The 12695-nt window shown below is 64.0% G+C and carries 10 protein-coding genes; 9 read left to right on the top strand and 1 reads right to left on the bottom strand.

Going from position 1 to position 12695, the window contains the following annotated elements:
• Positions 1–425 precede the first annotated feature (425 nt).
• From AC0L2O_RS19520 to AC0L2O_RS19545, 6 genes are all read left to right on the top strand, one after another.
• The gene (locus AC0L2O_RS19520; RefSeq protein ID WP_473370849.1) at positions 426–1604 is read left to right on the top strand and encodes an ABC transporter substrate-binding protein; all 1179 of its coding nucleotides are present in this window, start codon (positions 426–428) and stop codon (positions 1602–1604) included.
• 202 nt (positions 1605–1806) lie between these two features.
• Positions 1807–2676 (top strand): branched-chain amino acid ABC transporter permease, encoded by an 870-nt coding sequence (locus tag AC0L2O_RS19525; protein WP_369722568.1) that lies wholly within the window; start codon positions 1807–1809, stop codon positions 2674–2676.
• Positions 2677–2684: 8 nt separating this feature from the next.
• Positions 2685–3713, top strand: a complete 1029-nt coding sequence (locus AC0L2O_RS19530) for a branched-chain amino acid ABC transporter permease (protein ID WP_369722569.1) — start codon at positions 2685–2687, stop codon at positions 3711–3713.
• Positions 3710–4465, top strand: coding sequence for an ABC transporter ATP-binding protein (locus AC0L2O_RS19535; protein ID WP_369722570.1), 756 nt, complete (start codon positions 3710–3712; stop codon positions 4463–4465). The genes AC0L2O_RS19530 and AC0L2O_RS19535 overlap by 4 nt, the downstream gene beginning before the upstream one ends.
• Complete coding sequence (locus AC0L2O_RS19540; protein ID WP_369722572.1) at positions 4458–5174, top strand: ABC transporter ATP-binding protein; 717 nt, start codon at positions 4458–4460, stop codon at positions 5172–5174. The genes AC0L2O_RS19535 and AC0L2O_RS19540 overlap by 8 nt, the downstream gene beginning before the upstream one ends.
• Before the next feature lie 19 nt (positions 5175–5193).
• The gene (locus AC0L2O_RS19545) at positions 5194–6312 is read left to right on the top strand and encodes a cobalamin-independent methionine synthase II family protein (RefSeq protein WP_473370850.1); all 1119 of its coding nucleotides are present in this window, start codon (positions 5194–5196) and stop codon (positions 6310–6312) included.
• 175 nt (positions 6313–6487) lie between these two features.
• Here the strand turns inward: AC0L2O_RS19545 and AC0L2O_RS19550 are convergent, their stop codons facing one another.
• Complete coding sequence (locus tag AC0L2O_RS19550) at positions 6488–8206, bottom strand: caspase family protein (RefSeq protein ID WP_473370851.1); 1719 nt, start codon at positions 8204–8206, stop codon at positions 6488–6490.
• A gap of 172 nt (positions 8207–8378) precedes the next feature.
• Here AC0L2O_RS19550 and AC0L2O_RS19555 point away from each other — a divergent pair, with 172 nt between their 5' ends.
• The 3 genes from AC0L2O_RS19555 to ahcY all read left to right on the top strand — a co-directional run bounded on the left by AC0L2O_RS19555 (position 8379) and on the right by ahcY (position 12618).
• Entirely contained in the window at positions 8379–9734 is a 1356-nt protein-coding gene (locus AC0L2O_RS19555) for a hypothetical protein (protein WP_473370910.1), read from the top strand.
• A gap of 61 nt (positions 9735–9795) precedes the next feature.
• Positions 9796–10992 (top strand): methionine adenosyltransferase, encoded by a 1197-nt coding sequence (metK, locus tag AC0L2O_RS19560; RefSeq protein ID WP_409188010.1) that lies wholly within the window; start codon positions 9796–9798, stop codon positions 10990–10992.
• Between the two features lie 204 nt (positions 10993–11196).
• Positions 11197–12618, top strand: a complete 1422-nt coding sequence (ahcY, locus tag AC0L2O_RS19565; RefSeq protein ID WP_369722575.1) for an adenosylhomocysteinase — start codon at positions 11197–11199, stop codon at positions 12616–12618.
• Positions 12619–12695: the final 77 nt, after the last annotated feature.

The following is a 12695-nucleotide window of genomic DNA, read 5'->3' on the forward strand; positions in this document are numbered from 1 at the left end:
TTTGCGATGTCCAAATTCTGCAAAAGAAAGACGGAATCCTCCATCCCCGCTGCCCATCGCGCTTCTAGACTGCGGCACCGACTTTTCGGCAAAGCCTCGCGACAAGATGGCTTGATCGGCGAGGGCTTTTTCGTTGACAGGTCCATTTCATTTGTACAATCGTACAAATGAATGGCGAGGGTCGAGGACGAGGGTCGAGCACGAGGGCGTGGGTCACCTCGACACAACCGCGACATGGCTTCTTGCCGTTGGAAATCGGGACGCTCGGCTTGCGCCGAATGGTCGCCAAACGTCCGATTGACAAGGACGGCACCAAGGACGCCATGTGGCGCGCGACATCACTCGCGCGTGAGCTAGAGTGAGGCCAAGGATCGGGCACTCGGTCCGGCACACAAGAGGACAGGAATGAAGGGGAGGGACGTCTGATGTTCGAACGCAAGCCGCTTTCAATGATCGCAGCCGTTGCGGTTGTCGCGGGCCTCGCGGCCGCCGCGCCCGCCGAGGCTGAGGATACCGTCAAGGTCGGTCTGATCCTGCCGATGACCGGCGGCCAGGCCTCGACCGGCAAGCAGATCGAGAACGCGATCAAGCTCTATATGCAGCAGAAGGGCGACACTGTCGCGGGCAAGAAGGTCGAGATCATCCTCAAGGACGACGCGGCGATTCCGGACAAGACCAAGACCGCCGCGCAGGAACTGATCGTCAACGATAAAGTCAATTTCATCGCCGGTTTCGGCGTCACGCCGGCCGCGCTCGCGGCTGCTCCGCTCGCAACCCAGGCCAAGATTCCGGAAGTCGTGATGGCGGCCGGCACCTCCATCATCACCGAGCGCTCGCCCTATATCGTGCGCACCAGCTTCACGCTGGCGCAGTCCTCGACCATCATCGGCGACTGGGCGGTGAAGAACGGCATCAAGAAGGTCGCGACGCTGACCTCGGACTACGCGCCAGGCAATGACGCGCTCAACTTCTTCAAGGAGCATTTCACCGCTGGCGGCGGCGAGGTGGTCGAAGAGGTCAAGACGCCGCTTGCCAATCCGGACTTCGCGCCGTTCCTCCAGCGCATGAAGGATGCCAAGCCGGACGCGATCTTCGTCTTCGTGCCGGCCGGCCAAGGCGGCAATTTCATGAAGCAGTATGCCGAGCGCGGTCTCGACAAGGCCGGCATCAAGGTGATCGGACCGGGCGATGTCACCGACGACGATCTCCTCAACAACATGGGCGACGCCGTGCTCGGCACCGTGACCGCGCACATCTACTCGGCGGCGCATCCCTCGCAGATGAACAAGGACTTCGTCGCCGCCTACAAGAAGGCGTTCGGCACGCGTCCCGGCTTCATGGCGGTGAGCGGCTATGACGGCATCCACCTGATCTACGAGGCGCTCAAGAAGACCAATGGCGACACCGACGGCACCAAGCTGGTCGAAGCCATGAAGGGCCAGAAGTGGGAGAGCCCGCGCGGCCCGATCTCGATCGATCCGGAGACGCGCGATATCATCCAGAACGTCTACATCCGCAAGGTCGAAAAGGTCGACGGCGAACTCTACAACGTCGAGTTCCAGACCTTCGAGGCCGTCAAGGATCTCGGCAAGACCAAGAAATGACGCCGAACGTGCGTCATCCCGGGAGCCGTCTCTGCTCACCTCTCCCGCTTGCGGGAGAGGTCGGCGCAAAGCGCCGGGTGAGGGCTCTCTCCTCTGGGGGAGTCTTCGTTGTTGAGGCACCCTCTCCCCAGCCCTCCCCCGCAAGCGGGGGAGGGAGCGCAGCACGACATTTGGCTACACATGAGATGATTTTCGACCGACAATGACCTCAATCCTCACCAACCTGTTCGATGGCGTTGCGTACGGCATGCTGCTGTTCGTGCTGGCCTGCGGGCTCGCGGTCACGCTCGGGCTGATGAACTTCGTCAATCTCGCCCATGGCGCCTTCGCCATGGCCGGCGGCTATGTCTGCATGGTCTTGGTCAACCGGATGGGCTGGCCGTTCTTCGCCGCGCTGCCGCTCGCCTTCGTCTCGGCAGCACTGATCGGCATCGTGCTCGAACGGCTGCTCTACCGTCATCTCTATGCGCGCAGCCATCTCGACCAGGTTCTGTTCACGATCGGCTTGACCTTCATGTCCGTCGCAGCCGTCGACTACATCCAGGGATCGTCGCGGGTCTTCATCAATCTGCCGGCCGCGCTTCAGGGCCAGTTCGACCTGTTCGGCGTCGGCATCGGCCGCTATCGGCTGATGATCATCGTGATCTGCGGCCTCCTCACCATCGCGCTCCAGATGGTGCTGGCCAAGACCCGTTTCGGCAGCCGCCTGCGCGCCGCGGTCGATGATCCCCGTGCCGCCAGCGGTCTCGGCATCAACGTGCCGCAGGTGTTCGCCTTCACATTCGCGTTTGGATGTGGGCTCGCCGGTCTCGGCGGTGCGCTCAGCGCCGAGATCCTCGGGCTGGATCCGTATTTCCCGCTGAAGTTCATGATCTACTTCCTGATCGTGGTCACGGTCGGCGGCTCGTCCTCGATCACCGGACCGTTCCTCGCCTCACTGCTGCTCGGCATCGGCGACGTCGCCGGCAAATATTACGTGCCGAAGATGGGCCCCTTCGTGATCTACACCATGATGATCGTGATCCTGATCTGGCGCCCGAACGGCCTTTTCGGCCGCACGGCCGCGCGTTGAGTTCGCCGATGAGCGCTGCTTCCGATGTCGGTTCTCACGCCCAGCGCCAGGCACGCTGGCACTATGGCGAGGCCGCGTTCTGGCTCATCGTGCTGGCCTGCGGTTTCGCATTTCCCACGCGCTACCTGATCATGACCGACATCCTGCGGCTGGCGCTGTTTGCGATGTCGCTCGATCTCATCCTCGGTTATGCCGGCATCGTCTCGCTCGGCCATGCCGCGTTCTTCGGCGTCGGGGCGTATGCCGCGGGCCTTCTCGCCTTGCACGGCATCGTCAACGAGCCCGTGCTGGCGCTGATCGTCGCCGGGCTGGCCGCGATGGTGCTCGGTTTCGCCACGAGCTTTCTGGTGATCCGCGGCGTCGACCTGACGCGGCTGATGGTGACGCTCGGCATCGCACTGCTGCTGGAGGCGCTCGCCGAGCGCTTCTCGGGTATCACCGGCGGCACCGACGGCCTGCAAGGCATCGAGATGCAGCCGATCTTCGGCCAAATTCCGTTCGACATGTTCGGCAAGGCCGGCTTCTTCTATTCGCTCGCCGTGCTGTTTGTCCTGTTCCTGCTCGCCCGCCGCATCGTGCACTCGCCGTTCGGCCTGTCGTTGCGCGCGATCAAGAACAATCCGCTGCGCGCCGCCGCGATCGGCATTCCCGTCAATCGCCGCCTGATCGCGATCTATACGCTCGCGGCGTTCTATGCCGGCATCGCCGGAGCGCTGTTCACCCAGACCACGGCGATCGCGTCGCTCGACGTGTTTGCCTTCGAGCGCTCCGCTGACTTGATGCTCGTGCTCGTCATCGGCGGCACCGGCTATCTCTATGGCGGGCTGATCGGCGCGGTGTTGTTCCGCATGCTCCAGGAATTGTTCTCCACCATCACGCCGCAATATTGGCAGTTCTGGATCGGCCTCGTGCTGGTCGTGATAGTGCTGGTCGGCCGCCAGCGCCTGCACCGCTGGGCGCTGTACCTACCCAACCTGGTCATCAGGCAGGTCGCTGGCCGCAGGGCCGTCGTCGCCGTGCCGGAGAGCGACGCATGACCATCGCGCTCGAAACCCAGAATCTCGAAAAGCAGTTCGGTGGGCTGCGCGTCACCCGCGACCTGTCGCTGAAGATCGAGCAGGGCGCACGTCATGCGCTCATCGGCCCGAACGGCGCCGGCAAGACCACCGTCATCAACCAGCTCACCGGCGTGCTCAAGCCGAATAGTGGGCGCATCCTGCTCGAAGGCCAGGACATCACTGACCTTCCCGTGCACAAGCGCGTGCTGCGCGGCCTGTCGCGCACCTTCCAGATCAACCAGCTCTATCCCGACCTGACCCCGCTCGAGACCATCGGTCTCGCGGTTTCCGAACGTCTCGGCCATGGCGGCGACTGGTGGCGGCGGATGGGCACGCGCGGCGACGTCAACGGCGAGATCGCCGATCTCCTCACGCGTTTCCATCTGCTCGACGTCATGAACGAGCAGACGGTGACGCTGCCTTACGGCAAGCAGCGCCTGCTCGAGATCGCGGTCGCGATCGCGGCCAAGCCGCGCGTGCTGCTGCTGGATGAGCCCGCCGCCGGCGTGCCCGAGAGCGAGCGCCACGATATTCTCGCCGTGGTCGGCAGCCTGCCGCGCGATGTCACCGTGCTGCTGATCGAGCACGACATGGACCTCGTGTTCTCCTTTGCCGACCGCATCTCGGTGCTGGTCTCGGGCGCGCTGCTCACGGAGGGCCCACCCGAGCAGGTCGCGCGCGATCCGCAGGTCAAGGCCGTCTATCTCGGCGAGGAGGCGGTCAATGTCTGACCTGCTCGCGATCGACGCGCTTCGCGCCGGCTATGGCGAGGCGGTGGTGCTGCCCAACATGTCCCTGCGTCTCGCCGAGGGACAGGTGCTGGCGCTGTTGGGACGCAACGGCACCGGCAAGACCACGCTGATCAACTCGATTGTTGGCGTCACCCGCCGCTTCTCGGGCTCGGTCGTGCTCGCCGGCACTGACGTCACGAGTCTGCGGCCCGACCAGCGGGCGCGGGCCGGCATCGGCTGGGTGCCGCAGGAGCGCAACATCTTCCGCTCCCTCACGGTCGAGGAGAACATGACCGCGGTGGCGCAAGCCGGCCCCTGGACGGTCGAGCGGGTCTACGAGATGTTCCCGCGGCTGAAGGAGCGGCGCAGCAACTTCGGCAACCAGCTCTCGGGCGGCGAGCAGCAGATGCTGGCGATCGGACGCGCGCTGACCCTCAATCCGAAGGTCCTGCTGCTGGACGAGCCGACTGAGGGCCTTGCGCCCATCATCGTGGAGGAATTGTTGAAGGCGATCGGCACTATCACCCGGGCCGGCGGCATCTGCTCCATCATCGTCGAGCAGAATGCCCAAAAGATTCTGGGGCTGGCCGACCGTGTTGTGATATTGGAGCGCGGAACGATCGTCCACGACGCCCCGAGCGCCGCGCTGAAGGCCGACCCGTCGGTCCTCGAGCGCCACCTCGGCGTCTCAGGGGCGGCGGCCCACTAGAACTTCGGGAGAGACAAGAATGCAGCGAACCAAAGCCCCCTTCCGCGCCGACGAGGTCGGCAGCCTCCTGCGTCCGGCCAAGATCAAGGAAGCCCGCAGCCGGCTCGAGAAGGGCGATATCTCGGCCGACGATCTGCGCAAGATCGAGGACATGGAGATCGAGAAGGTCGTGCACAAGCAGGCCTCGCTCGGGTTGAAGCTCGCGACCGACGGCGAATTCCGTCGCTCCTGGTGGCATTTCGATTTCCTGGCGAAGCTCACCGGCTGTGAGCTGTTCCACCCCGAGACCGGCATCCAGTTCGCGGGCGTGCAGACCCGTCACGATGCGGTGCGTGTGATCGGCAAGCTCGACTTCCCCGACGATCATCCGATGCTGGATCACTTCCGTTTCCTGAAAAAATGCGCCGACCAGGCCCACGTCACCGCCAAGATGACGATCCCCTCGCCGGCGGTGCTGCACTTCCGCGGCGGCCGCAAGGCGATCTCCAAGGACGTCTATCCCGATCTCGACGCCTTCTACGAAGACCTCGGCAAGACCTACCGGAAAGCCGTTAAGGCGTTCTACGATGCCGGCTGCCGCTATCTCCAGTTCGACGATACCGTGTGGGCCTATCTCTGCTCGCAGGACGAACTTCAGAAGGCGCGTGAGCGCGGCGACAATCCGGAAGGCCTCCAGCAGATCTACGCGCGCATCATCAACTACGCGCTCGCCGAGAAGCCTGCGGATATGGTCGTGACGACGCATGTCTGTCGCGGCAATTTCCGCTCGACCTGGATTTCCTCCGGCGGTTACGAGCCCGTGGCCGAGACCATGCTCGCCGGCACCAATTACGACGGCTACTTCCTGGAATACGACAGCGATCGCGCCGGTGGCTTCGAGCCGTTGCGCTTCCTGCCCAAGGGCAACAAGGTCGTCGTGGTCGGCGTCATCACCTCCAAGTTCGGCGAGCTCGAGAGCAAGGACGCCATCAAGCGCCGTCTGGAAGAAGCCGCCAAGTTCGTCCCGCTGGAGCAGCTCGCGCTCTCCCCGCAATGCGGCTTCGCGTCGACCGAAGAGGGCAACATCCTCTCCGAGGAAGAGCAATGGGCCAAGCTGAGCCTGGCGGTCGAGATCGCGAAGGAAGTGTGGGGCCAGTAGGTCCCCGCTAGCTCGCTGTCATTCCCCGCGCAGGCGGGGAATCCAGTACGCCGCAGCTTCTCCGTACCTCTCGCCCTCTCTGGAATACTGGATCGCCCGGTCAAAGCCGGGCGATGACAGTTGAGTGTGTGGCGCGTCGAGCGACGCTTCTGATACGCAGCGCCCAAGCGCCCCCTCACTTCTCCGCCAGGTAAACCTCGCCCAGCAGCGACGAGTTCGACCACGGCACCTGCTTGTTCTTCGTCGTCGAGACCACTTCCGCTCGCACGCGCGTCAGCATCTGCTGCACTTCCAGGCCCGGCGTGCCGATGTGGCGGGACAGCGCTGCGGAGAACGGGGAGTTGGCGCCTTCGCCGTCGAGCGCGACCTGGCCTGGTGCTGTGGCGAAGGCGATCAGCGTGCCGGCACCCAATATCGCGCCGGAGCCCAGGCTCGACGGCGCGGCGAGGCCTGATGTGCCTTCGATGCCGCGACTGCTACCGGCTGCTGCGACCTGTTGCGCCATCGGATTGTTGCGGCAGGCGTCGAAGATCAGGATGTTGGTGCGGACCTGATCGTCGAGCCCCGCCATGATCGTGTCCATGTCGATCATCGACTCGGTCATGCCGGTGCCCGGCTTGAGCTCGACGTCGACGGGAATGAGATAGTTGCGGCCGTCGACCTGAACACCGTGCCCGGCATAATACACCACGACGACCTGCGCTCGCGCCGCCCCAAGCAGGAAGTCGCGCGTCATCTTCTGCATCGTCGCGCGGTCGAGATCGACTCCCTCGGACACGGTGAAGCCGATGTCGCGCAAGCTCATGGCAACGGCGCGCGCATCGTTCGGCGGATTGGGCAACGCTTTGACGTGCGCATAGGCGCCGTTGCCGATCACCAGCGCCATGCGCGTCCCACGCGCAGTCGGAGCGGGCGAGGGCGCTGGTGCCGCGCCGATCTGCTGCGGGGCTGGTACGGCCGCCTGCTGTGTCGGTGGAGAGGGAGCGTCACGCGGACTCGGCGCGCTCGCATCGGTCAGCAGCGACAGGCGCACCCTTGCCGTCGCCTGGTTGGACTTGCTGCCGGCGTCCGAAGCCATGATCGCCAGCGTCGCCTTGTAGTCATCTCTCGCCCGCGCGTAGTCGCCTTTCGCCTCATAGGCCAGCGCGCGTTGGGTGTAGCCCGAGATCAGCACGCTGTTCGGCGGTGTCATGATGTTGACCGGCGGCTTCTCCTTGGCAAGACGGATCGCCTCGCTGCCGTCGGCAATGGCGCGATCGAGATCGCCCCTGGCGCGCCAGATCGCGGTGCGGTTGATCAGCGGTTGCGGCAGCGTCGGGTCGAGCCGGATCGCCTGGTTGATGTCGGCGAGCGCGCCGTCGAGATCGCCCAGCGCCTCCTTCGAGAGGCCGCGGTTCTGGAACGAGAACGCCGATTTCGGATCCGCCTTGATCGACGTGTCGTAATCGGCGATCGCCTTGGCGTAGTCGCCCTTGCCGCGCCAGGCGTTGCCGCGGTTGTGGAAGATGGTCCCGCTGGGCGGGCCGATCTTGAGCGCATCGTCGAAATCGGCGATCGCAATGTCGTAGTCGCCCTTATCGTAATAGGCCGATCCCCTGAGATTGTAGACCGCCTGGCCCGGCTGGAGCCGGATCGCCTCGGTGGCATCAGCGATGACCTTTGCGTAATCGCCCTTCTTGTTCCAGCCGACTGCGCGCCAGAAATAGACCGTCGCAAGCTGCTCGCCCTTGAACACCTTCAGCGCGATGATCTTGGTGCAGGCGTCGACCATCTGGTCCGCAGCCGCCGTATCGCTGGTGCAGAGCGGCCCGAGCTGGTTGCGTGCCTGTGCCAGGGCCGGCGCGGTCGACAGGGTTGCGACGAGGAGCGAGAGCGCGACGAGCAGGCGGCGCATGGCAGGGGTCCGTGAGAGGGAGGAGCTCTTGTTGGTTGCCCCGGACAGAGCCACGGTTCATCGCTCCCGTTCCCGGGAACGCAGCGGGGAGGGATCTCGTCCCCTATTTCCCTGGTGGGCAGAATTTGCTAAGAGGCTGTCCCCACCCATTCTGCCCACTCCCGTCCCACTGATGAAAAACGACGAAATCCTCAGCCAAATCACCCAGTTCTGCCGTCAGGCGGACATGGCGGAATCGACGTTTGGCCGGCGCGCGGTGAACGATGGGAAACTGGTGCATCGCTTGCGCGAGGGCAAGCGGATCACCATCGACACGCTGGACCGGATCCAGGCCTATATGGCCGCGTCAACGACCGGCGGCCTGCCGCCGCCGCGGGGACTTCAGGTGCCGCCGGAGAAGCGTGATCCGCGCGGCAATTTCCGCTTTTTCGAGAACCGGCAGAAATATCTGTTGTTCGTGCACACCTGTAGCGAGAAGCGGGTGGTCGCCGAGCGCGTGGCGCTCGAACTCGCCAGCATCCATCCGCGGCCCCCGGCACTGCGCGTGTTCGACGCCGGTGTCGGCGACGGCACGGTGCTGGCGCGGGTGCTGCGCTCGATGCACCAGCGCTTTCCGCACATGCCGTTCTATGTCGCCGGCAAGGAGCTCAGTCTCGAGGACGTGCGCCTGACCCTGGACAAGGTGCCGGACCGCCTGTTCGAGCATCCGGCCTCGGTGTTCGTCTTCACCAACATGCTCTATGCAGAGGCGCCCTGGCTCACGCCGGCCTCGCCCGCGGCCGCTGCCGCCGTCGTCTGGCACGAGGTGCCGCTGCGGGGAGACTCATCCGGCGATTTCGAGACCCAGATTGCCGAGCTGAAGCCGTTTCTGGAGCAGAATTGGCGCGCGGCGATCAGCCCGCGTACCGGCATGCCATTATACGAGCGGCCGGTCGTGCTGGTGCTCTACCGCGAGGACCACAGATTTCTGCTGGATTCGACCATTCCCCGCCCCGGACAGGCCGAGGCGAATTTCGACCTTGTCATTGCATCCCAGCCATACCGGGCCCTGTCTTCGGTCAATTTCAGGGCAAAGCGGATCATTGCACCGCTGGCACGGGCATTGCGGGCAGGGGGGCGTCTGATCGGAATCCACTCCCATGGCCAGGATCCCGGCATGGAAATGATCCAGGCCGTCTGGCCTGGAGAAAATCCTTTCGCCGTCAGCCGTCATGAGCTATTGCGCGCCGTTAAGTATGAGCTCGGATCGTTGGGCCGCGACCTAAACTTTAATGTTTATGCGGATAACCGCTCGATCTTCAGGTATGATATGGAAGCGCTGCCCAACGAGGTGACGGGTACCATCGGAACCTCGACGGCCTTTGCAGCGTGGAATGCGGCGGTGTATGTCGCCCAGATCGAGGACGACCGTTTGGCAGATATGACTCAAAACGGCCGTACTCTGGATGCCGCCAGGGACGTGCTGCGAAAGTACAACGGGCTCTGGTTTCTTGACGAATCCTACGTCATCTCGCGCCGGCGTGATTGACATCATCCGAGAGTAAACATCGCAAACGCCCGCCCTGATGTGGCGGAACAAGGGGTTACTGATGCGCGCGTCCTATCTCTTCACCAGCGAGTCCGTGTCCGAGGGCCATCCGGACAAGGTGTGCGACCGGATCTCCGATGAGATCGTGGATCTGTTCTATCGCGAAGGGCCCAAAGCTGGCATCGATCCCTGGGCCATCCGCGCCGCCTGCGAGACGCTCGCGACCACCAACAAGGTGGTGATCGCGGGTGAGACCCGCGGCCCCGCATCTGTCACCAACGAGCAGATCGAAGCTGTCGTTCGTGCCGCAATCAAGGACATCGGCTACGAGCAGGACGGTTTCCACTGGAACACCGCTGATATCGAGATCCTCCTGCATCCGCAGTCGGCCGACATCGCGCAGGGCGTCGATGCGCTTCAGCCGGGCGAGGTTAAGGAAGAAGGCGCGGGCGACCAGGGCATCATGTTCGGTTACGCCACCAACGAGACGCCGGATCTGATGCCGGCGCCGATCTTCTACGCCCACAAGATCCTACGCCTGATCTCCGAAGCGCGTCACTCCGGCCGCGAAAAGGTGCTCGGTCCGGACTCCAAGAGCCAGGTCACCGTGCAGTACGAGAACGGCAAGCCAGTCGGCGTGCGCGAGATCGTGGTGTCGCACCAGCATCTGGTCGAGGACATCTCGTCCAAGCAGATCCGCGACATCGTCGAGCCGTATGTCCGCGAGGCGCTGCCGAAGGACTGGATCACGCCGAAGACCATCTGGCACATCAACCCGACCGGCAAGTTTTACATCGGCGGTCCCGACGGCGACACCGGCCTGACCGGCCGCAAGATCATCGTCGACACCTATGGTGGCGCGGCTCCGCATGGCGGCGGTGCGTTCTCCGGCAAGGATCCGACCAAGGTTGACCGTTCCGCGGCCTATGCGGCGCGCTACGTCGCCAAGAACATCGTTGCCGCCGGTCTCGCCGACCGCTGCACGCTGCAGCTCGCCTACGCCATCGGCGTGGCGCGTCCGCTCTCGATCTACATCGACACCCACGGCACCGGCAAGGTGTCGGAGGACCAGCTCGAGAAGGCGGCGGCGCAGGCGATGGACCTCACTCCCCGCGGCATCCGCAGCCATCTCGACCTCAACCGCCCGATCTACGCGCGCACCTCGGCCTACGGCCATTTCGGCCGCACGCCCGACAACGAGGGCGGCTTCTCCTGGGAGAAGACCGACCTGGTCGAGCCGCTCAAGCGCGCGCTCTAAACGCTCTTACCTCGCCCCGCTTGCGGGGAGAGGTCGCCGCGAAGCGGCGGTGAGGGGGACTCTCCACTGGCCGAGTTGCGCGGATGGAGCCCCTCACCCCCAGCCCTCTCCCCATACGAATTGGGGAGAGGGAGAAGACTGTGCCGCAAGGCGCTTCGTTTGCTTCGTTACTGACACGCCAGACCCACCGACTAGGAAACAGACATGAACGCGAAGCCCGGCTTCACCGATTACATCGTCAAGGATATTTCGCTCGCCGATTTCGGCCGCAAGGAGCTCTCGCTGGCCGAGACCGAGATGCCCGGCCTGATGGCCACCCGCGAGGAGTATGGCCCGAAGCAGCCGCTGAAGGGCGCGCGCATCGCCGGCTCGCTGCACATGACGATCCAGACCGGCGTGCTGATCGAGACGCTGGCAGCGCTCGGCGCCGACATCCGCTGGGTCTCCTGCAACATCTATTCGACGCAGGATCACGCCGCCGCCGCGATCGCGGCCGCCGGGATTCCGGTGTTCGCCGTCAAGGGTGAGAGCCTTACCGAATACTGGGACTACACCGCCAAGCTGTTCGACTGGCACGGCGGCGGTCACCCCAACATGATCCTCGACGACGGCGGCGACGCCACCATGTACGTCCATCTCGGTCTGCGCGCCGAGAACGGCGACACCAAGTTCCTGGACAAGCCGGGTTCGGAAGAAGAGGAAGTCTTCTTCGCGCTTCTGAAGAAGCAGCTCAAGGAAAAGCCGAAGGGCTACTTCGCCGAGATCGCCAAGAGCATCAAGGGCGTTTCCGAAGAGACCACCACGGGCGTGCATCGTCTCTATGACATGCAGAAGGCCGGTACGCTGCTGTGGCCAGCCATCAACGTCAACGACAGCGTCACCAAGTCGAAGTTCGACAACCTCTATGGCTGCCGTGAATCGCTGGTCGACGGCATCCGCCGCGGCACCGACGTGATGATGTCGGGCAAGGTGGCGATGGTCGCGGGCTTCGGCGACGTCGGCAAGGGTTCGGCCGCCTCGCTGCGCCAGGCCGGCTGCCGCGTGATGGTTTCTGAAGTCGATCCGATCTGCGCGCTCCAGGCGGCGATGGAAGGCTACGAAGTCGTGACCATGGAAGACGCCGCGCCGCGCGCCGACATCTTCGTCACTGCGACCGGCAACAAGGACATCATCACCATCGAGCACATGCGTGCGATGAAGGATCGCGCCATCGTCTGCAACATCGGCCACTTCGACAACGAGATCCAGATCGCGGGTCTGCGTAACCTGAAGTGGACCAACATCAAGCCGCAGGTCGACGAGATCGAATTCCCCGACAAGCACCGTATCATCCTGCTGTCGGAAGGCCGCCTCGTGAACCTCGGCAACGCGATGGGCCATCCGTCCTTCGTGATGTCGGCCTCCTTCACCAACCAGACGCTGGCGCAGATCGAACTCTTCGCCAACAACAAGGACGGCAAATACAAGAAGGAAGTCTACGTGCTGCCGAAGTCGCTGGACGAGAAGGTGGCCCGGCTGCACCTCGCCAAGATCGGCGTCAAGCTCACCGAGCTGCGCAAGGACCAGGCCGACTACATCGGCGTGAAGCAGGAAGGTCCGTACAAGTCGGATCACTACCGCTATTGATCCGCTGATTACATGAATCATCGACGCGAGGCCCCGGAGCGATCCGGGGCTTCGTTGTTTGGCGGCGGCGCACACGT

This window comes from Bradyrhizobium sp. Kon10, assembly GCF_055807395.1.